Source organism: Paenibacillus sp. 32352 (assembly GCF_002042965.1).
GTDB classification, from domain to species: Bacteria; Bacillota; Bacilli; order Paenibacillales; family NBRC-103111; genus Paenibacillus_S; species Paenibacillus_S vulneris.
In genome coordinates, this window is sequence record NZ_MZNT01000026.1 from 1 (window position 1) to 18,575 (window position 18,575).

The following is an 18,575-nucleotide window of genomic DNA, read 5'->3' on the forward strand; positions in this document are numbered from 1 at the left end:
TGCGGAAGTGGCTCAGCGGTAGAGCATCGCCTTGCCAAGGCGAGGGTCGCGGGTTCGATTCCCGTCTTCCGCTCCATAATGAGGCGCCATAGCCAAGTGGTAAGGCAGAGCTCTGCAAAAGCTTTACCCCCAGTTCGAGTCTGGGTGGCGCCTCCATTCTTTTACGCCGGAGTGGCGGAATCGGCAGACGCACAGGACTTAAAATCCTGCGGTAGGTGACTACCGTACCAGTTCAAGTCTGGTCTTCGGCACCAGCTATAATTTCATATATGTGCCCTTAGCTCAGCTGGATAGAGCGTTTGACTACGAATCAAAAGGTCGGGAGTTCGAATCTCTCAGGGCACGCCATACTAGCCGGTGTGGCGGAATTGGCAGACGCGCGCGACTCAAAATCGTGAGGGAAACCGTGGGGGTTCGAGTCCCTTCACCGGCATATAAAAAGACCATTAGATATTGTATCTGATGGTCTTTTTATATTTTTAAAATACGAGAAATCTTCAATGCAGTTCGTCATTCCTCTACAGACGTGCAAAGTACTGATTCAAGGAGTCTAGAATTTCCTCGCAGTATGCTTTTTCCTCTTCCGTATTCGCCGCGCTACTATCTTCCTTTTGAATTTGCTCGAAACGTTGGACAAGGGCATCCGTAACAAATTCAGCACTAGCGCCATAATGCTTGATAATAGCGAATAACCCGTCCAGGTTCGTATGGTTATCAATAATTTCTGATAGATGGCTCATGTCAGCTTTCTCCTCCTTGACGCATTAATCCAGGCTTATTTATTGTTGGCGGCTGATCTTTATTTTATGTAAGTATAGTACCGCTTGTTTAGGCTTATTCTATACATACCAACAACAGAAAGGAGAAGCGATATGGCAAGAAGAAGGAGCAACAACAGGTTATTGGTTCCTCAGGCTTCCCAAGGAATGGAGCAATTTAAAGGCGAAGTCATGCGTAGGGAAGGCTTCCCGGTGAATATGAATAAGCCGGAAGAGGTTAAATATGAGGTGGCCAAAACATTGGGCATTCCTCTTTCGGATGGTGGTAACGGACGTTTAACGACGGAGCAGGCGGGCAAGATTGGCGGCCGTATAGGAGGTTCCATGGTGAAAGAGATGATACGTATGGCACAGCAAAAGCTGCTGGACGATCGTAAGTAGCCGTTCCCGCTGGTCTTAAGCTTATAATAACAGCCTTCAGTTTCCTTATAGGAGTCTGAAGGCTGTTTTTTATGTGCAAAGTGATGGATTACAGCTGTTTAGATACTTTAAGCAGCTCTGGCAGTGTAACTAATCGATACCCCTTGGATTGAAGGGATTCGATGATCGTCGGAAGCGCTGAGACGGTACCTGAGAGGTTCTGGTTAGGCCCGCCACCGGAATGCTGCAAAATAATGGATCCGGCCCCGACATGATTTAAAACGTTGGCTGTCACCTCGGCCTGGCTCAGCTGCTTCCAATCACGGGAGTCGACATTCCAGTTCACGATTTTATAATGATGTTTGGATGCCCACAGCAATTGGCTTTCGGTTATTTCTCCGTAAGGAGGGCGGATGAGTCTCGGTGTGTAGCCGACGGCATTTTTAACGACTTTTTGCGTTTTGGCTATTTGATTTTGAAATTGCTCGTCCGTTAGCTTGGTTAACAAAGCATGATTATAGGTATGGTTGCCAATAACATGGCCTTCCCTATGCATTCGCTTAACAACGGACGGGTGCTTCTCGGCAAGCCGCCCGACTACAAAAAATGTCGCTTTGACATTATATTGTTTCAAGATATCCAAGACTTGAATCGTATACCGGGTATCAGGCGCGTCATCAAAGGTAAGTGCTACTTGCTTGGAATTCGGCGACCCTTTTAATAACAGGAGGTCAGGATACTTTTTGACAAGCTGGCTTAAGGTAAGACGATTTGCGGATACGGATTTTTTAGACGCGGTGGAAGCAGGAGCTCCCTCAGCTTGTTTTGGGATTTTTTTATTTATTTTTTGGGGTGCCGGTGTCGACTGCTGAGACGGCTGTTGGACCGGTTGCTGAGCTTGAGGCACAGGCTGGGCCTCCGGCGTAGGTGAGGGTGACTGCTGTACTGCCTTCTGCGGATCGGTGGCTGCTTTTGGCGGCACAGGCGTTGGAGCTGCGGATACCGAGAGCTTATGCGTCAAATCCGGTTGATTCTGCAGAGGATCGGAAGTATGTACGATCGGATTGGGAACCGATTTCTCCTCCTGAACCATACATCCCGATAAACACAAAGAAGCTATGGATACAAATAAGGTCGTTTTGAACAAAACTGGTTTCATATAGGCTCCCCCTTGCACAAAGTTGCCGTTAGTTTTCGCGAAAGGGGGAGAGATTATCCTCAGCAAGAAATTCCGTTTATGCTCCCGTTATATTCCTTCCCATATCATTTTGATGGCGACGATAAAGAAAGTAACTCGCAGGACCCATAGCAGCTTTTTGCTGCTGAGCTTGCTTGCGATCTTGGCCCCGAGCCAACCGCCAATCAGCGCGCTTGGTGCTAGACCCAGCACCATCCAGCCGTCAATTTCCCCCAAGCTTAGATGAGTGAAGGAGCCCATAATAGAGGATAGGAAAATGACGAACATGGAAGTGGCAGTGGCTATATGCGGCGGATAACGGAAAATAATGACCATTGCCGGTACGAACAAGGAGCCCCCTCCAATACCGAACAGGCCGGAGATAAAGCCGACAGCCAATCCGATAATCAGAGCAGGGACGATCCCGTAGCCATATTCATGGACCTGGCCCTGAGAGTCGGTAAACGACCTTTGAATGCGCCAGCGGATATTCAATGGCTTCATATAGTCTCGCAAGACAAGGAGAGTAGCCATGCAAAGCATGAAGATGCCAAAGCTTAGCTGAAACGATTTGGCGTCAACAAATTGGGTCGTATAGGAGCCAAGCATGGCACCGGGACCGCAGGTAATGAAATACAGCCAGCCGCTTTTGAAATCCACCCGTTTCTGTTTGAAAAAGGTCAAGGTCGAGGAGAATGCTGTGAAAATAAGGACGGCCAACGAAGTCCCTACAGCCGTTGCGACCGATATGGGCTGGCCAACAAAAACAGGACCCAGGTACACCAGAGCCGGGACGATAATTACGCCCCCGCCCAAGCCTACCAGGCTCCCGAATGTAGCTGCAAGCAAGCCTACAGCAGTGTAAAATAAGATTTCCATCATTAATCTTCTCCCGCATTTATGTTTTGTGTCCTTAATTGTACCATACAAGAGAAGATGGGCTGTATATATCTTTATAATGAAGTCACAATCTGAGGTTTATTAGGTAAATAATGAATGGAGCGAATAAATCGAACGGTCTTGGTTCGGGCACGCATAACGATGGAATGAGTCTCCGCACGCTGATTGGACAAATATTGAACACCGCCAAGAAATTCTCCAGGGGTAATGCCTGTAGCCGCAAAAATAACATCCTCTGTACCGACCATATCCTTCATGGTCAACAGCTTTAAAGGATCGTCCATTCCCATATCAAGACAACGCTTGAACTCTTCATCGTTAGACGGCATGAGTCTTCCCTGAAGCTCTCCACCGAGGCAGCAAAGGGCAGCAGCAGCCAGAACGCCTTCTGGAGCGCCTCCGGAGCCTACATATAGATCAATGCCGGACTCGGACAAAGCCGGGGCCATAGCACCGGCTACATCGCCATCGCTAAGCAGCTTGATACGTACTCCGACGCGGCGAAGAGTTTGAATCATTTCTTGATGGCGTTCCCGATCGAGAATCATGACGGTCAGGTTGCTTAAAGGCTTATCCAGATGTTCGGCCGCTTTTTGAAGCGTCAGTTCAAGCGGATCGCTAAGATGCAGCTTCCCTGCCAATGCCGGACCTACGGCCAGCTTTTCCATATACATGTCGGGGGCATGCAGCAAGCAGCCTTTATTTGCAATAGCAATTACCGCCAAGGCATTATTCAGCCCTTTGGCCACAAGCTCCGTGCCCTCCAGCGGATCGACCGCAACGTCGACCTCCGGGCCCTGACCGTTACCGACCTTCTCACCGATATACAGCATAGGGGCTTCATCCATCTCGCCTTCCCCAATGACGACCGTGCCTTGAACGGAAACGGAATCGAACATCGTCCGCATGGCGGAGGTAGCAGCTCCGTCCGCTTGAATTTTGTCGCCGCGGCCCATCCATTGTGCTGCAGACAAGGCTGCAAGCTCGGTGACGCGAACAATTTCCAGTGCCAGTTCTCTTTCCATGTACATAGCCCCCAAATCCGATTTTTTTTCTAGCGTATCATCTGTAGTTTAAATAGGATACAATGATTGATAAATATAGTATAATAATTAGTGATAAAACGTGCAATATATTTTCTTTTTTGCTTAACCATTCGGTCGTTTTGAGCTTATTATGAGATATAAATGTATTTATATATAAGTTCAGCTCAATATTTGGTACAATGCATGTAATATGACATGCTCGAAATGAAGACAGGAGGTTATGAACATCGAACTGACAGCCCGCCAATTACAAATCGTAGAATTGGTTAAACAGCATGCGCCGATTACGGGCGAGCAGATAGCGGAAATGCTTGGACTAAGCCGGCCTACCCTCCGCTCCGACTTGGCATTGCTTGTTATGCTCGGTTACGTCGATGCGAAGCCAAAAGTAGGTTATTCTCCGGGCTCCGCAATGTCCTCGGGAAGTCAGGCTTCCCGCAGGCTTCAGTCACTAAAAGTAAAAGATGTACAGTCCATGCCCGTCATCGTAAGGGAGAATGCGTCCGTTCATGATGCGGTCGTCTCGCTTTTTATGGAAAATGTGGGGAGCTTGATCGTCGTCGACGAGGAAAGCTGTTTATCCGGCGTCATTTCCCGAAAAGACTTGTTAAAGTTTACACTTGGCAATACCGCCGCCGCATCCATGCCGGTTAGTATGGTCATGACCCGGGAGCCGAACGTGGTTCACGTTAGCCCCGAAGATACGGTGATTGACGCAGCCCGTAAAATGATTCTCCATCAGGTGGATAGCCTTCCGGTGGTTGTTAAATCCAAGCAGGATACGACGCATGGCCGGTCCAGATGGGATGTAGTAGGCCGGGTCACCAAAACGATCATGACGCAGCTGCTGCTGGAGCTGGCGACCGAGCCGTGAGGATACGGAAAATGGATGGAAACGTGTGAGACAATAATAAAGGAGAAGAACCGGATGATGAAAGACGACCAGCATTATGAGATCACGATTTGCTCCGACTCGGTTGGGGAGACCGCTGAAGCGGTAGTCAAGGCGACCATGCGGCAATTTGATGCCCAGCAGGTTAAGACCAAGCGAATCGGTCACATAAAACATGAGGATGAAATTCGCGCGATTATGGAGGAGGCTGCCAAACGCGGCGGCTTTGTCGCTTATACGCTCGTTCAGCCGGAGCTTCGCGAAATGATGAGGGAGGAAGCGATCCGCCTGGGAGTTCGTGCCGTAGATATCATGGGGCCGATGATGCAGGCGTTCATCGATACGTTCAACGATTCTCCCAAGCGTAAGCCGGGACTGCTGCATGAGCTGGATGACGACTATTTCAAACGGGTGGATGCGATTGAGTTTGCCGTAAAATGCGATGACGGCAGAGACACGAGCTCCCTGTTAAAGGCGGATATCGTCCTGATTGGCGTTTCACGCACGTCGAAGACGCCGCTCAGCATCTTTTTGGCGCATAAGGGACTCAAAGTATCCAACCTGCCGCTTGTGCCTGAAGTAAAGCCGCCTAAGGAGCTATTCCTGCTGCCGGGCAACCGGATTGTCGGCCTTATTATGGATGCGGACAAGCTGTTGAAGATCCGTACGGAACGTCTGAGAGCCGTCGGTCTGCCGTTTGGGGCAAAATATGCGGCGATGGAGCGTATTATGGAAGAACTGGATTATGCGCAAAAGCTGATGAAACAGGTAGGGTGCCCGATCATCAATGTAACCGATAAGGCGATCGAGGAGACGGCGGGCATCATTATGAGTTATAAACAATAAAAAAACTCGAATATCCAAAGGAAAGCATGCAGCATACGCCGATGGCGCAGGTTCATGCTTTTTTCGTTATTTTGCCATGGAGACTTGCCGGACCTCTTAGATGCCGGAGAGCGATATGCTACAATAGGAAAATAGAAGTAAAAAAGGAGCCGGATGCGTCTCTAAATAAGGAGAGTGCGAAGATGGATGCTTGGAGAAGCTGGTTGAAGGAACCGTTCGGAAAAAAGCTGAAACGGCTTCATGCCTGGAATGCATGGCTGATCGTGTTACTGGCCATAACGGGGATTATCCTGTATATTCCCTCGATCCGGGGAGATTTGGGAGCTTTTCGAGTATTTCTTAAGCAGTTACATATTGGGTTAGGCCTTCTATCCATCGTTATTATTTTGATGTATTTGCGCCATATTCCAAAACATTGGAAGCAAATCTCGCAAAAAATAAATCAGCGCTGGAATTTATTCATCGTACTCCTTTTGCTTGCCGGATGGAGTGTGACGGGGATCCTGCTGTGGCAGTTCCGAAGCCTCTCTCCTGTATGGAGCAATACGGCGCTTGTTCTGCATGACCTGTTTACATGGATAGGCATTCCCTATGCAATCTATCACTCCATCTCAAGGAGCCGGTGGTTGAAGGCAATGAAGCGCGAGGAGAAGCGGGAGGCCATCAGCGCGAACTTGCAAGACGGAGCAGCTTCCACGGGAACGGGGAGTGCTGGAGCCGCGGCGGATGATCCTCAGGAGCGAATCCGATATTGGCAGAAGGCGCCCATTTCACGCTCCGCTTTTATCCGATGGCTTGTCGGTTTGGCCGTTGTATTCGGGGTAGGACCGTCCTTTTACCGTTGGATCAAGACCGCAGCGGATAACGAAGGAACGGAGCTGGAGAAGCTGGCAGGAGAGGATGCGAATCGGATGCTCCCGGTGCCGGAGGCACTGCCTGAATCGAATCCTCCGCTTGGAGGCGGCGGCCAAGGCCAATTCAGAATCTATACCGTCACAGAAATCCCCGCCTTCTCTAGCGATCATTGGAGCTTCACGGTAGCGGGATTAGTGGAGAAGCCCCAATCCTGGAGCTGGGAAGAGCTTCTGAAGCTTAAGCGGAAAGTGCAGGTCAGCGATTTTCACTGTGTAACCGGCTGGTCCGTCTATAAAGTTACCTGGGAAGGCATCCCTCTGTCCCAGCTGCTCGACATGGTGAATGTCAAGAGCACGGGGCGCTTTGTGAAAATGTATTCGGGAGACAAAGTATACACGGATTGCCTGTCATTGGAGCAGGCGCGCATGGAGGATGTCATGGTAGCCGTGCTTATGGACGGAAAGCCGATTCCACAAAAGCTGGGAGGCCCGGTTCGCCTGATTGTTCCACAAATGTATGCTTATAAATCGGTAAAATGGCTCCAGGCTATCGAGCTGATCGATAAGGAGCATATGGGTTATTGGGAGGTACGCGGTTATGACAATGACGCCTGGGTCAGCAAAAATAGACTATCCTGAGCATGCTTAGCTTTTCTCTGACGCTGCCGTAGTCCCCAACCCGTTGACCGGTTCTTTGGGCTTGCCCCATTTCTTACGGACAAGGGCAATCATGAGCAGCAGAACGGGAATGACCACCTGAATGGTGGTATAGAAGAAAACAAGGGATGTTGACAGCATATGGTTCAACACTTCCCGGCTGGAAGCGACCCACTTGCTGTATACAACCAGCATATAGCCGACTGTAAAGACAATCGAACGGTAGCCCGGCAGCTGAAACCACTGGCTGACCATTAAGACCAGCACATAATAGACAAGTGAAATTTTGATAAACATCGCGAGCACCCAGACGGCCATAGCCGTGGCTTCCAAATGCTCCAGGAAGTCAGCCAGGCTGATGTAACGAGCTGCCAGCATAACAGGATAGCTGAAGCTGCCAACAATGTCTCCAAGCAGCAGTAAGCTGATGATGCCGCAAAGCACCATAGATATCATAACAGCCAATACGGAAATCATCCCCCACTTCAAGCCTTTTTCGCGGTCGGACAAAAAGGGGATCAGCAGAGCAACATCGAAAAATTCGCTGAACCAGGTTTGTGTCGGGACAGCCGCCTTGAGGGAAGGCGTAATGCCGTGTTCAAATATAGGCAGCATATTCTTCGCATCAAGGTCCGGCATGGCCAAGGAAAAAATAAGAAATAGCAGAATGACCACGATCGGGACGAAGAATTGAGCCACCCGGCCCAGCACTTCCAGTCCGCTGCGAACGGCAAACGCGCATACGATGACCATGCTGCTCATGACGACGATGATCGGGGTCTGCCGCAAAAAGGCGTCCATGATAAATTCGCCGTACTCTCTAATCATGATTCCGACATTGATGAAGTAAAAGACGATATAGATGAATCCCAGCAGCTTTCCCATGGTGATCCCGAGGATGGAGACGCTGTATTCCATGAAGGTTTGACCCGGATATAGCTTGTGAAGCCGAAACAGGACATAAACGAGCAGGAAGCCGACCAACGAAGCCCAAATAGGGGCTATCCATAAATCTTTATCTGCGTATTTAGCGGTAATAGAGGGAACGGAGAGTAGGGATGTGGATATGATGGTAGGATACATGACGATCGCCATCTGGAATGAGGAGATTCTCCCCTTCTCAATCATGCTGCAAGCCCCTCCATAAAATATATTCTTCTTCCTATTTTATCCCTACCTGAGTGGCATTAAACGGGAACCGTGAAGGAATGTATAGCGATGAGAAGCATTTTCATTTATAGTAGTAAGAAAATATTTGTTTTTGAGGCATAAGGGTTGGCACGGAGAGGAGATTTACGGTATGCAGCTGTTGTCGTTAAATGTAGGAAAACCTATTGTGATCGAATATATGGGGAAGCCGCTGGAGACTGGTATTTACAAGAAGCCCGTAGAGGGCCCTGTCTATTTGTCATCTATTCAGCTTCAGGGCGACGGACAGGCGGATCTGATTAACCACGGCGGGAAGGATAAGGCGGTCTGCGTTTATTGTTCGGAGCATTTTGATTTTTGGAGTCAAAAGCTGGGACGTCCCTTGTCCTTCGGGGCTTTCGGCGAAAATTTCACCGTCTCCGGGATGGTCGAGTCCGAGGTCCATATCGGCGACATCTTCGAGGTAGGAGAGGCGCTTGTGCAAATCAGCCAGCCGAGACAACCTTGCTTTAAGCTAGGCAAAAAATACGATGAGCCGGAGCTGCCACTGATGTTTCAAAATACAGGCTACACGGGCTACTACTTTCGCGTTCTGAAGGAGGGGCTTGTCGAGAAAGGTCAAAGAATTAAGCTTGTCGACCGCCATTCATCAGCCGTGACGATAATGGAAGCCAACCGTGTGAAATATCATGATAAAAGCGATTGGGCCAGGATTCGAGCCTTGTTGGAAATCGATGCTTTATCGGAGAGCTGGAGAGCATCTTTCCAAAAAAGACTGGACTCGGCAGAAGGCTAGGCAGGACGCCAATCAGTTATGATGGAGGGATGCCTTTGGACGGGAGGAAGAAGAGGCTGACGGGCGTTATATTGGCCGGCGGCCAGAACCGCCGGATGGGCGGTCAGCCGAAAGCAATGCTTAAGCTTCAGGGGCGGTCCTTTGTAGAGCGTCAGCTTGATGAGCTGGGCAAGGTATGCGGAGAGATTCTGATCATCGCGAACGATACCGCCCCATTCGAGAAGCTGGTTCAGGAAGCGGATTCCGGCAGCATCCGGATTGTTCCCGACCAGCATCCGGGCATGGGCCCGCTCGCCGGCATGCAAGCTGCGATACAGTCGGCACAGGGCGAGGCGATGTGGGTTGTCGCTTGTGACATGCCTCATGTTTCCGGTGCAGCTGCCAGTGCTATGATGGAGGAGCTGGACCTAGCGGAACAGCATTGGGATGCCGTCGTACCTGTGCTGCATGGCAAAATCCAACCTCTTCATGCGGTTTACCGGATAAGGAGCTGCAGAGAAATCGTTGACGACATGCTCGAAACCGCTCAATATAAGGTTATGGAATTGCTGCAACGGCTGCATTACAGGGAAACGGACGAACATTTTTTCGCGAGAAAGGGCATAGCTGCCGATTTTGCGTTAAATATCAACGAACCGGCCCAATATGAACAGCTTCTAAGATTAAGAACAGACACATATTAAGTTTAACTCGGAAAGCGGAGGTGAGCTGAGATGTCCGTCATTTTAACGGATCGTTTCGGACGTGTTCACGATTATTTACGCATTTCGGTCACGGATCGTTGTAATCTTCGGTGTGTCTACTGCATGCCTGAGGAAGGAATGCAGTTCGAGCCGGATGAACGGCTGCTCACCTTTGATGAAATTGTCGAGGTTGTACGCGTACTGGCGGCTCTTGGGCTGAGAAAGCTTCGCATTACCGGGGGGGAACCGCTCGTTAGAAAAAATATCGAGCAGCTCATTGCCAGATTATCCGCCATTGACGGCATTGAGGATATTGCTTTGACGACGAACGGAATCTTCTTTGCCTCTAAAGCCGAGCAGCTTCGCGCCGCAGGCTTGACACGGATCAATATCAGCCTGGATTCGCTCAGGTCGGATCGTTTCTCGTTAATCACCCGCGGCGGGGATATCAAGCGGGTATTGGAAGCGATAGATGCAGCTTATCGCGTAGGACTGGACCCTATCAAGCTGAATGTTGTATTGATGAAGGGGTTGAATGACGACGAGATTGACGATTTCTTGCAGATGACTATCGATCGGAAAATCCAGGTTCGATTTATTGAATATATGCCTATAGGCCATGACGATGAGGGATGGAAAAGCAAATATGTTCCGTTAAGCACGGTCACCGACCGTTGTGCGGCACGAGGCTGGCCGGTACAGCCTTATGGTGAAATCTACGGCAACGGGCCGTCTCAAAACTTTAAAATTGAGGGGGCATTAGGTACGTTTGGCCTGATCCATCCGGTGAGCGATCATTTCTGCGAGACGTGCAATCGTCTCCGTCTTACCTCGGATGGGAATATTAAGCCTTGTCTGTATTGGTCCGATGAATTTAATGTGAGAAGATACATCGGCGACGATCAAGCTCTGGCAGATCTATTCCTCAAAGCGTTGAATGTGAAGCCTGAAAGCCATGAAATGGCCAAAGCGCTGCTCAATGAACAGCAAAGCCACATTCCTACGCTGCGAAGAATGTCGCAGATAGGAGGGTAAAGCCGACGTGTCCGGATTAAGGTTCCACCGAAAAGCAATTTCCGTTCTCGAGGCCCAACAGGCTGTACTTCAATGGGTCAAACATCTGGAAATCGAGGAAGTGCCCTTGGCCCAGAGCTTCGGGCGGCGACTGGCCGCAGCTGTATCGGCGGAGCAGCCGATACCGCACTTTCGACGTTCGGGTGTAGACGGTTATGCCGTCCATGCCTCCGATAGTACGGAGGCTTCCCCGGACAACCCGATAGCGTTGGAGGTCGTAGAACGAATATTTAGCGGCGACGTGCCCGAAAGGAGCGTTCTGCCGGGCCAGGCCGCCCGAATTATGACGGGTGCCGTGGTCCCGGAAGGGGCCGATGCCGTGATTATGCTCGAGATGACGGAGGCACGGGAACAGCAGGTTCACCTACGCAAAAGGATGATGGAGGGGGAGAATATCACCCCGGTAGGACAAGAGGTATCGCAGGGGACATTGCTTTTGCATGCAGGTCAAGCAATAGGAGCGGGAGAGACCGCCGTATTGGCCTCCTTCGGCTACTCCAGCGTCCCCGTCTTCCGCAAGCCTCGAGTGGCGATATTCTCTACGGGCTCGGAGCTGCTGGATGTGGACATGCCGCTTGAACCTGGCAAAATCCGCAACAGCAATAGCTATATGCTGGCCTATCAAGTTCGGGAGGCAGGCGGAGAGCCTTTCATTATGCCGATTATGCCAGATGATCCGGCGATAGTCGAACGAGAGCTCCTGGCCCTGGCGGATCAGGTTGATTTGATTCTGACGACAGGCGGAGTCTCGGTTGGCGATAAGGATGTGTTGGTGGATCTGTTTGAACGATGGGATGGGCAGCTGCTTTTTAACAAAGTAGCTATGCGGCCCGGAAGTCCGACTTCTGCCGGTGTATGGAGGAATAAGCTGCTGTTAGCTCTTTCCGGGAATCCCGGAGCGTGCTTTGTCGGATTCGAGCTTTTTGCCCGGCCGTTCCTGCGCGGTTTATTGGGCTGCACGTCCCTATATCATCATGAAATAGAGGCCAGACTGATGACGGACTATTCCAAAGGCTCCGCATATCCGCGCTATGTCCGCGGCTCTCTGGAGCTGCGTAAGGGAATGATCGGAGTTCGGCCGGCAGGCCAAGACAAATCCAGCATTATGGTATCCATCAAGGATACGGATTGCTTGATCTGTATTCCAGCCGGGGGAAGAGGCGCAGCGGAAGGGGAAAAGGTAAAGGTCCTTATGCTTGCCGGGAAACCGATCATAGGTTAATAAGTGGATCAAAAGGGAAACCCCCGATAAAGTGCGACGGCACCTTATCGGGGGTTTGTTTGTTGAGACAGAAGGGATGTTCAGCTGATTGCCTCTAGCGATCCGCCTGTTCTGGGTTCATTAATACAATACACCGCGAGTAACAATAACCAGCAGGATGAACAATACAAGGATAACACCTGTGCTTGTGAAAACTCCGCCAACACCGCTCATTCGACATCCCCCTTTCAGAAGACTTGATATACCATATGTCGTGGAGATGAATGCTGATTGGGTACTTTGCCCGTTTGTGGATAAAAAGGGCTTGTCTTATATAATTTCTCGATTCGACAAAGGATAACAAAAGAAAACGGAAAAAACCGGAAATAATACCTATTTTATGATAGTGTTTTCAGCCTCATAATGGTAATATGTCCATATACTGTACTCTGAATACATTAATGGAATCAACCATCATGAGAAAGAGGCTGATATTCAAAAAAGAATGGAACCGTATCAATGAACTGGGCTTAACGGAAGATAAGCATCTGGGGAAATTAGGGAAAACCATTGAAATGATCAGGGCGGTCACACTTGCCGAAAAATAAAGGGGGCCTGTTAACGACTTGAGTCATCTTTTGTTGAACGTGCTGATCATATGGGCATGTATCTTTTTGTATCAGGTGCTGTGGTTAGATAGGCTGAACCATAAAGCAAAGCTGGATAAGCCGGTGCTGACGGCGGTGCTTGTCATAGGATTGGCCGGCTGCATGTCGTTTCCCATGCATCTTTCGCAGAAGTTTGCATTCGATCTGAGAGGCGTCCTGCTGCTCATTGGTAATCTGTACGGCGGCATGCTTGCGGGCTGGGTACTAGGAGCAATTACCGTTATCATCTGCGCAATGCAGGGCGAGGGCGGGCTGTGGCCTGCGATCCTGTTCGCAATGATGGGATGGATGACCTTATCGTATACCGGTCGAACCTATCGGCTGCTGCCGTTTAGAAAAAGGCTGTGGATCGGGCCCATTCTTGCCGGGATTGTCGGAGAGCTGATGCTTTGCTTGACTTATTGGCTTGCGGCCGATACAGGCCTCTGGAGTATTCAAACGATCCGCCACATGCTTCTGTTCGGTTTACTTCAAGCGGCATGCGCGTTTTCGACTATTTATTTTATTGAGAAAATGCATGAAAATTCGATCGCGAAGGCGGAAATACAGCAGAAGGAGAAAATGCAGATGATAGGGGAGCTCGCTGCCTCGGTTGCCCATGAAATCCGCAATCCAATGACGGTGGTACGCGGGTTTATGCAGCTGATGAACTCTCACGGTGCTGCATTAAAGCGTTTTAATGATTACGCGCCGCTCATCCTCGAGGAGCTCGACAGAGCCGAGACTATTCTGAGCGACTACCTGTCCTTCGCCAAGCCACAGAATGCAGAGTGGGAGAAGCTGGAGTTAAGCGAGCAAATGTCCCATGCCATTGACGACGTGAAGCCCTATGCGAATATGAATCAGGTGGAAATAAGAACCTGTTGTCAAACCTCGCTCGCCATTTATTTCGATCGTAAAAAGCTAAGGCAGCTAATGGTCAATCTGCTTAAAAACGGGATAGAGGCTATGCCGGATGGCGGAAGGCTTCAGCTGGAGCTGTACCGGGAAAATGATCATGCCGTCATTCGCATTCTGGATGAAGGAATCGGCATGTCGGAGGAGGAATTAAAGCGGCTGGGGTCCCTCTTTTATTCCACCAAAACGAAGGGAACGGGAATAGGGATCATGATTTGCTATAAAATCATAGAAGCGGCTAATGGAATGCTTCAGCTGCAAAGCGAGAAGGGAAAAGGCACGACCGTTACAATTCGTCTGCCGTTATCGTTCCAAAAGAAGATGGAGGAAACGTCATGAAGCAATTTATTATTCGTCATATTCCCAAGGAGCAATTCGAGGACAGCTTGTCCTTATCGGAATTCGCATTTCAATACGAGGTCCCTAAGGAGGAACGCGCCAAAAAGCTATCACTATTAAAAGAAAAAGAATGCTGGGGAGCTTACGTGGAAGGAAATTTAGCCGCCCGTATGACCGTAATAGATCTGCACGTCTGGCTGTACGGCAAACGCTTCGCTATGGGCGGCATTGCGTCGGTAGCTACATGGCCGGAATACCGAAGAGGCGGCTTGGTATCCGCATTGCTATCCAATGCATTGAATGTAATGCGCGAGCAAGGACAGTCTCTTTCTTTCCTGCATCCGTTTCAATTCGCTTTTTACCGGAAGTTTGGGTGGGAGACCTATACGGAAACGAAAAAATACGAAATTCCGACTGCGCTTCTGCCCAAGCTTCCTCATCAACCGGGCCGGATCGTAAGGGTCCGCAGGGAAACTGAGCTCCTTAATGCCATTTATCAGCAATATGCTAAGGGATATAACGGTACGCTGGACCGTGACGAAGGCTGGTGGAATCACCGGATTCTCGATGGCAAAAAAGGGACTGTAGCGGTCTATTACGACGGCTCCGGCGAACCGTCCGGCTATGTTCATTACGAGGTAAAGCAGCAAATTTGCCGCATCCATGAGCTGGTCTATCTCCACCGGGAAGCCTGGAAAGGATTATGGCGCTTTATTGCTGATCACGACTCGATGATAGAGAAGGTGACGATAAGCGTCCCGGCAAATGATGCTATGTCCTTCCTATTGGACAATCCTCGTATCAAACAGGAAGTGATCCCTTATTTTATGGCTAGAATCGTCGATGTGAAGTCGTTTATGGAGCAGTTCCCGTTTGTGCCCGCGGCTTTAGAAAGCGACATCCGGAGGTTAAGACTCAGGATCTCGGATGCTCATGCGGAATGGAATGACGGGGAGTTTCTGCTGGAGCTTTCCCCGGACGGTGGAGTCCGTATAAATAAGGTGCAGGAAGCCGATTCCGGAGTACCTGCCGTGTCCTGTGGAATCGGAACGCTGGCTGCCATGTTCATGGGATATCAGCGGCCAACGTTCCTGCATGATGTCGACCATTTGGAAGGAGACCGGGAAGCGGTTGCGCTTTTGGAAGCGATCATTCCGGAGGGTCAGACATATTTGCCTGACTTTTTTTAGCCAATTCAAGCAGACCGTGCTGCTTCAAAAAGGAGTCCGGGTCGCTTGGACAATCGAATACGTATGGCTTGCCCTCACTGCTGAATACGAGCAGATGGGGGCTTTCTTTTTGTTCCGGGTCTACAAAAAGGTACAGGTCCGCGGCGTTCATCGTGAGCCAGCTGTGCTTCACGGGGAGGGGAGGCTGAAGCGGGATGTGCACGACGATGCCGGATTCGGCTTCGACACGCGCTCTTCCCGACAGTCTCTGTACCGCCTTCAGCCAGCTTGCCGCTTGCTCGCGGAAGGCAGACGTGTTGGGCAGCGTTGCAACGACCTGCTCCTTTTTCACATCAAAGACTTGAACGGGAGGCTGCGGCTCCGCATAAACGGAAGCAAAGGATAGCGTCCACAGCAGGCAGGCCAAGAGAAGGGTACGCGAAATAAGTGTAACGTGATGAATGAAAGCGCTTCGTCTTTTCACAAAGGATCTCTCCGTTCTCATAAGGTAGTAAACCTAGTATGACACAGAAAACGAGAGTTCATCCCTGCAGATTTCTCCCGGCGTTTTCGTGGCTTTGACTAAGGTCCGAAGGTCCCCCCGACTTTGGTCTAGGAGCAAAAACCGACGCAGGTCCGTTTTGGGAAAAGGCGAAAGAACCTAAAATAAAGACATGAACGAAACACAAAGACAACGAAAGGCGGTGAATACATAAATGAGACTAAATCGGCACAGCGGTTTGGCGCTTCTATTAATCTTCTTCGGAGCCATCATCCTGCTGAACAAGTTCGGCTTCCACACAGGTCACATTATGGGCTACGTATTCCCTCTAGCTCTCGTCGGGCTAGGCTGGTTGGGCATCAAAAACGGCCGTTCCATTATCGGTTGGATCTTGCTCGTATTCGGAGGGATGATTCTTCTCGGTAAATTGTCCGGATTGATTGCCATAGCGGTTGCTATCGGATTTATCTGCTACGGAGTTTGCATCTTAAAGAAAAAATCAGGCGACGCTTATTGATTATAGGATAGTGATGTGATCTTCCCCCAAACGGGGATGACAATTTGAAGGAAAAGGTGGTTAGGGCATGAGTTTAGGCAAAAGATTCAGAGACATTACCGTAGCGACTTTCAACGAAATGCTGGAGCAATCGGAAGATCCGGTTCGTCTGATAGATAAATATCTACAGTCTCAAGCGGAACAAATCCGCGAGTCGGAGAAGCTGCTGCAGCAATGTTTGTCCCATGCAGCCTCTCTAAGGCAGCAATACATGAACGCCGCTCAGCTGAAAGAGCGCCGCGAGCAGCAGGCCATGATTGCTCTTAAAGCGGGCGAGGAGGAGGTTGCGCGCATAGCTCTGCAGGAGAAGCTCCAGCAGGAAGAGCGCAGCACGCAGTACAAAGCGTTGTACGAGCAAAGCAAGCTCGGCATCGTTGAGCTTGAGGAGCAGGTTCAGCAGCTCAAGTCGGACTTTGAGGAAGTGGCGGCCAAGCGCAGCTACTATATCGCAAGACTGGAGAGCGTAAGGCTGCAGCAGCGCATGAATGAGCGTCTGCGCGGCATGGGAGGCTACGGCTCGGCGCAGCCGAGAATGTTTGACCGGCTGGAGGAACGCGTATCCGACATGGAGATGACGGCGCGCACGCTTCGCGAAGTTCGCTCACAAACCCGCGACGCCTTCATGGCGGCCGGCAGTGCAGCTTCCCAGGCGCTGGAGAGTGAGATGGCCAAGCTGAAATCGAAATTACAGCAGGAGGGCTGGATGCGATCATGACCAGAATATACCGTTCTCGTACGGACCGAAAAGTGACCGGTCTCTGCGGAGGATTATCCGATACATTAAGAATCGATTCGAATTTGCTTCGACTGATCGTTGTCGTCACGGCGTTCTTTTCCGGCGGTGTCGTCATTCCGCTGTACTTCCTGGCGGCTCTCGTCATACCAAGCGAGCCTTATCCTGACGCTTCGTACGCAGGCTACGGATACGGAGGACCGGGACAAGGGCCATGGAACCGCGGTGAGGGCTCCTGGGGACGCGGCCATGAAAGAAGACGTCATGGCGGCTCGCGCAGACATGATGAAAGAGATCCCCGCGGTCATTATGAGGGAGCTTATACCCAGGCAGGATATGGATATGAGAACCAGCAGGAGAAGCAAGCAGGGTCTGATCTTGACGATATGATGAAAGATATTGAGAAAAAGGCCATGTGGAAAGAGATCGAGGAATTGCGCAGCAAAGTGGCTCAATACGAAAAACAACAACAATCTAAGGGAGATGTTAAATAATGGGAGTATTTTCTAGAATTAAAGATATGACAAAAGCGTCGCTGCATGAGCTGCTGGATAAGGTTGAAGATCCGATCATCATGCTGAATCAATATATCCGCGATATGGAAGAGGAAATCGCCCAAGCGGAAGTGACTGTAGCCCGTCAAATCGCAACGGAACGCAAAGTAAAGGAGCGTTGGGATGAAGCGATCCGTCTGACCGCACAGCGTGAGGAGCAGGCTAAGGAGGCACTGAAGCAGGGTCAGGAAGCGGCGGCCCGTCAGGCTTTGGAGCAAAAGCTGTACTACGAAGGAAAAATAACCGAATATGCCGAAATGCATGCCCAATCGAAGGCGCAAGCGGAGGAGCTTGTTCAGCAACTGCATGAGATGAAGGATGCGTTCTACCAAATGCGCAACAAGCGCAGCGAGCTGATATCCCGCGCTCAATTGGCCAAAGCGAAAAAGCAAATGGCCGAGGTAACGACAAATAACGTTATTGACGGCGGCAACGCAGTGAAAGGCTTCCGCCGCATGGAGGACAAAATTCTTTCCCTGGAGGTTGAAGCGGAAATTGCCCGCAAGCCTTATGTGAATACTTATTCGACGAATGCCGGTTATCCTGGCACTTACGGAGCAGCCGATGCGGCGAAGCAGCAAAAGGTCGACGATCAGCTTCAGCTGTTGAAGGAGAAGCTGAACTCAGAGCAATCCCAATAAGGCAGCTGCGCCCGTATTGATAAAATCCTCTTTGAGGCCATAGTAAATTATGATATGCTAGGAAAGGCAAAAAGCCATAGGGCAGCGATAGGCCGCTATGGC

At 50.2% G+C, this 18,575-nt stretch carries 22 protein-coding genes and 5 tRNA genes; 20 read left to right on the plus strand and 7 right to left on the minus strand.

Annotated features, from left to right (window positions below):
• Position 1: 1 nt before the first annotated feature.
• From B1728_RS35100 to B1728_RS35120, 5 genes are all read left to right on the plus strand, one after another.
• Positions 2-76 (plus strand) — tRNA-Gly (locus B1728_RS35100).
• Between the two features lie 6 nt (positions 77-82).
• Positions 83-156 (plus strand) — tRNA-Cys (locus tag B1728_RS35105).
• A 9-nt stretch (positions 157-165) separates the two neighbouring features.
• Positions 166-254 (plus strand) — tRNA-Leu (locus B1728_RS35110).
• Between the two features lie 17 nt (positions 255-271).
• Positions 272-348, plus strand: a tRNA-Arg gene (locus B1728_RS35115).
• 5 nt (positions 349-353) lie between these two features.
• Positions 354-433 (plus strand) — tRNA-Leu (locus tag B1728_RS35120).
• Positions 434-518: 85 nt separating this feature from the next.
• Here the strand turns inward: B1728_RS35120 and B1728_RS35125 are convergent.
• Complete coding sequence (locus tag B1728_RS35125) at positions 519-740, minus strand: hypothetical protein (RefSeq protein ID WP_079915062.1); 222 nt, start codon at positions 738-740, stop codon at positions 519-521.
• Positions 741-872: 132 nt separating this feature from the next.
• On the opposite strand from B1728_RS35125, the gene B1728_RS35130 reads away from it, so the two are divergent.
• The gene (locus B1728_RS35130; protein ID WP_079915063.1) at positions 873-1,160 is read left to right on the plus strand and encodes an alpha/beta-type small acid-soluble spore protein; all 288 of its coding nucleotides are present in this window, start codon (positions 873-875) and stop codon (positions 1,158-1,160) included.
• An 88-nt stretch (positions 1,161-1,248) separates the two neighbouring features.
• Here the strand turns inward: B1728_RS35130 and B1728_RS35135 are convergent, their stop codons facing one another.
• From B1728_RS35135 to glpX, 3 genes are all read right to left on the minus strand, one after another.
• Positions 1,249-2,298: a polysaccharide deacetylase family protein gene (locus B1728_RS35135; protein ID WP_079915064.1), complete on the minus strand. Its 1,050-nt coding sequence runs from the start codon at positions 2,296-2,298 to the stop codon at positions 1,249-1,251.
• 87 nt (positions 2,299-2,385) lie between these two features.
• Complete coding sequence (locus tag B1728_RS35140; RefSeq protein ID WP_079915090.1) at positions 2,386-3,195, minus strand: sulfite exporter TauE/SafE family protein; 810 nt, start codon at positions 3,193-3,195, stop codon at positions 2,386-2,388.
• Positions 3,196-3,269: 74 nt separating this feature from the next.
• Positions 3,270-4,241, minus strand: coding sequence for a class II fructose-bisphosphatase (glpX, locus tag B1728_RS35145; RefSeq protein WP_079915065.1), 972 nt, complete (start codon positions 4,239-4,241; stop codon positions 3,270-3,272).
• 241 nt (positions 4,242-4,482) lie between these two features.
• On the opposite strand from glpX, the gene B1728_RS35150 reads away from it, so the two are divergent.
• The 3 genes from B1728_RS35150 to B1728_RS35160 all read left to right on the plus strand — a co-directional run bounded on the left by B1728_RS35150 (position 4,483) and on the right by B1728_RS35160 (position 7,493).
• On the plus strand, positions 4,483-5,136 hold the full coding sequence (locus B1728_RS35150; protein WP_079915066.1) for a helix-turn-helix transcriptional regulator: 654 nt from the start codon (positions 4,483-4,485) through the stop codon (positions 5,134-5,136).
• A gap of 57 nt (positions 5,137-5,193) precedes the next feature.
• Positions 5,194-6,000 carry a pyruvate, water dikinase regulatory protein gene (locus B1728_RS35155; RefSeq protein WP_079915091.1) on the plus strand — a complete coding sequence of 269 codons (807 nt, stop codon included), beginning with the start codon at positions 5,194-5,196 and terminating at the stop codon, positions 5,998-6,000.
• A gap of 182 nt (positions 6,001-6,182) precedes the next feature.
• On the plus strand, positions 6,183-7,493 hold the full coding sequence (locus tag B1728_RS35160; protein WP_079915067.1) for a molybdopterin-dependent oxidoreductase: 1,311 nt from the start codon (positions 6,183-6,185) through the stop codon (positions 7,491-7,493).
• A gap of 6 nt (positions 7,494-7,499) precedes the next feature.
• Here B1728_RS35160 and B1728_RS35165 read toward each other — a convergent pair whose 3' ends face one another.
• On the minus strand, positions 7,500-8,639 hold the full coding sequence (locus tag B1728_RS35165) for a GerAB/ArcD/ProY family transporter (RefSeq protein WP_079915068.1): 1,140 nt from the start codon (positions 8,637-8,639) through the stop codon (positions 7,500-7,502).
• A 172-nt stretch (positions 8,640-8,811) separates the two neighbouring features.
• On the opposite strand from B1728_RS35165, the gene B1728_RS35170 reads away from it, so the two are divergent.
• Genes B1728_RS35170 through B1728_RS35185 form a run of 4 tightly spaced genes read left to right on the plus strand, consistent with a single transcriptional unit; the run spans position 8,812 to position 12,435 of the window.
• A complete protein-coding gene (locus tag B1728_RS35170; RefSeq protein WP_079915069.1) occupies positions 8,812-9,456 on the plus strand; it encodes an MOSC domain-containing protein in 645 nt (214 codons plus the stop codon).
• A 35-nt stretch (positions 9,457-9,491) separates the two neighbouring features.
• Positions 9,492-10,139, plus strand: coding sequence for a molybdenum cofactor guanylyltransferase (locus B1728_RS35175; protein WP_179136330.1), 648 nt, complete (start codon positions 9,492-9,494; stop codon positions 10,137-10,139).
• A 30-nt stretch (positions 10,140-10,169) separates the two neighbouring features.
• Positions 10,170-11,174, plus strand: coding sequence for a GTP 3',8-cyclase MoaA (moaA, locus tag B1728_RS35180; RefSeq protein WP_079915071.1), 1,005 nt, complete (start codon positions 10,170-10,172; stop codon positions 11,172-11,174).
• Between the two features lie 7 nt (positions 11,175-11,181).
• Complete coding sequence (locus B1728_RS35185; RefSeq protein ID WP_079915072.1) at positions 11,182-12,435, plus strand: molybdopterin molybdotransferase MoeA; 1,254 nt, start codon at positions 11,182-11,184, stop codon at positions 12,433-12,435.
• A gap of 120 nt (positions 12,436-12,555) precedes the next feature.
• Here the strand turns inward: B1728_RS35185 and B1728_RS35190 are convergent, their stop codons facing one another.
• Positions 12,556-12,648 (minus strand): sporulation protein YjcZ, encoded by a 93-nt coding sequence (locus tag B1728_RS35190; protein ID WP_079915073.1) that lies wholly within the window; start codon positions 12,646-12,648, stop codon positions 12,556-12,558.
• Positions 12,649-12,890: 242 nt separating this feature from the next.
• Here B1728_RS35190 and B1728_RS37145 point away from each other — a divergent pair, with 242 nt between their 5' ends.
• From B1728_RS37145 to B1728_RS35200, 3 genes are read left to right on the plus strand one after another with little or no spacing between them, the layout of a single operon-like run.
• On the plus strand, positions 12,891-13,022 hold the full coding sequence (locus B1728_RS37145; protein ID WP_256865632.1) for a hypothetical protein: 132 nt from the start codon (positions 12,891-12,893) through the stop codon (positions 13,020-13,022).
• 18 nt (positions 13,023-13,040) lie between these two features.
• The gene (locus B1728_RS35195; RefSeq protein WP_079915074.1) at positions 13,041-14,318 is read left to right on the plus strand and encodes an ATP-binding protein; all 1,278 of its coding nucleotides are present in this window, start codon (positions 13,041-13,043) and stop codon (positions 14,316-14,318) included.
• Positions 14,315-15,508 (plus strand): GNAT family N-acetyltransferase, encoded by a 1,194-nt coding sequence (locus tag B1728_RS35200; protein WP_079915075.1) that lies wholly within the window; start codon positions 14,315-14,317, stop codon positions 15,506-15,508. The genes B1728_RS35195 and B1728_RS35200 overlap by 4 nt, the downstream gene beginning before the upstream one ends.
• On the opposite strand, the gene B1728_RS35205 is transcribed toward B1728_RS35200, so the two are convergent.
• Positions 15,468-15,971, minus strand: coding sequence for a hypothetical protein (locus B1728_RS35205; protein ID WP_079915076.1), 504 nt, complete (start codon positions 15,969-15,971; stop codon positions 15,468-15,470). The genes B1728_RS35200 and B1728_RS35205 overlap by 41 nt on opposite strands.
• A 232-nt stretch (positions 15,972-16,203) precedes the next feature.
• Between B1728_RS35205 and B1728_RS35210 the strand changes: the two genes are divergently transcribed.
• From B1728_RS35210 to B1728_RS35225, 4 genes are all read left to right on the plus strand, one after another.
• Positions 16,204-16,506, plus strand: a complete 303-nt coding sequence (locus tag B1728_RS35210) for a LiaF transmembrane domain-containing protein (protein WP_079915077.1) — start codon at positions 16,204-16,206, stop codon at positions 16,504-16,506.
• 67 nt (positions 16,507-16,573) lie between these two features.
• Positions 16,574-17,260 carry a PspA/IM30 family protein gene (locus B1728_RS35215; protein WP_079915078.1) on the plus strand — a complete coding sequence of 229 codons (687 nt, stop codon included), beginning with the start codon at positions 16,574-16,576 and terminating at the stop codon, positions 17,258-17,260.
• Positions 17,257-17,772 carry a PspC domain-containing protein gene (locus B1728_RS35220; RefSeq protein ID WP_079915079.1) on the plus strand — a complete coding sequence of 172 codons (516 nt, stop codon included), beginning with the start codon at positions 17,257-17,259 and terminating at the stop codon, positions 17,770-17,772. The genes B1728_RS35215 and B1728_RS35220 overlap by 4 nt, the downstream gene beginning before the upstream one ends.
• Positions 17,772-18,473, plus strand: a complete 702-nt coding sequence (locus B1728_RS35225; protein ID WP_079915080.1) for a PspA/IM30 family protein — start codon at positions 17,772-17,774, stop codon at positions 18,471-18,473. The genes B1728_RS35220 and B1728_RS35225 overlap by 1 nt, the downstream gene beginning before the upstream one ends.
• Positions 18,474-18,575: the final 102 nt, after the last annotated feature.

Bases quoted from the DNA above. Each gene is read 5' to 3' on its own strand.
- B1728_RS35225 (WP_079915080.1), top strand. From the start codon at position 17,772: ATGGGAGTATTTTCTAGAATTAAAGATATGACAAAAGCGTCGCTGCAT.
- B1728_RS35210 (WP_079915077.1), top strand. From the start codon at position 16,204: ATGAGACTAAATCGGCACAGCGGTTTGGCGCTTCTATTAATCTTCTTC.
- B1728_RS35190 (WP_079915073.1), bottom strand. From the start codon at position 12,648: ATGAGCGGTGTTGGCGGAGTTTTCACAAGCACAGGTGTTATCCTTGTA.
- B1728_RS35140 (WP_079915090.1), bottom strand. From the start codon at position 3,195: ATGGAAATCTTATTTTACACTGCTGTAGGCTTGCTTGCAGCTACATTC.
- B1728_RS35150 (WP_079915066.1), top strand. From the start codon at position 4,483: ATGAACATCGAACTGACAGCCCGCCAATTACAAATCGTAGAATTGGTT.
- B1728_RS35165 (WP_079915068.1), bottom strand. From the start codon at position 8,639: ATGATTGAGAAGGGGAGAATCTCCTCATTCCAGATGGCGATCGTCATG.
- B1728_RS35160 (WP_079915067.1), top strand. From the start codon at position 6,183: ATGGATGCTTGGAGAAGCTGGTTGAAGGAACCGTTCGGAAAAAAGCTG.
- B1728_RS37145 (WP_256865632.1), top strand. From the start codon at position 12,891: ATGAGAAAGAGGCTGATATTCAAAAAAGAATGGAACCGTATCAATGAA.
- B1728_RS35125 (WP_079915062.1), bottom strand. From the start codon at position 740: ATGAGCCATCTATCAGAAATTATTGATAACCATACGAACCTGGACGGG.
- moaA (WP_079915071.1), top strand. From the start codon at position 10,170: ATGTCCGTCATTTTAACGGATCGTTTCGGACGTGTTCACGATTATTTA.
- B1728_RS35220 (WP_079915079.1), top strand. From the start codon at position 17,257: ATGACCAGAATATACCGTTCTCGTACGGACCGAAAAGTGACCGGTCTC.
- B1728_RS35170 (WP_079915069.1), top strand. From the start codon at position 8,812: ATGCAGCTGTTGTCGTTAAATGTAGGAAAACCTATTGTGATCGAATAT.
- B1728_RS35215 (WP_079915078.1), top strand. From the start codon at position 16,574: ATGAGTTTAGGCAAAAGATTCAGAGACATTACCGTAGCGACTTTCAAC.
- glpX (WP_079915065.1), bottom strand. From the start codon at position 4,241: ATGGAAAGAGAACTGGCACTGGAAATTGTTCGCGTCACCGAGCTTGCA.
- B1728_RS35130 (WP_079915063.1), top strand. From the start codon at position 873: ATGGCAAGAAGAAGGAGCAACAACAGGTTATTGGTTCCTCAGGCTTCC.
- B1728_RS35200 (WP_079915075.1), top strand. From the start codon at position 14,315: ATGAAGCAATTTATTATTCGTCATATTCCCAAGGAGCAATTCGAGGAC.
- B1728_RS35135 (WP_079915064.1), bottom strand. From the start codon at position 2,298: ATGAAACCAGTTTTGTTCAAAACGACCTTATTTGTATCCATAGCTTCT.
- B1728_RS35155 (WP_079915091.1), top strand. From the start codon at position 5,194: ATGAAAGACGACCAGCATTATGAGATCACGATTTGCTCCGACTCGGTT.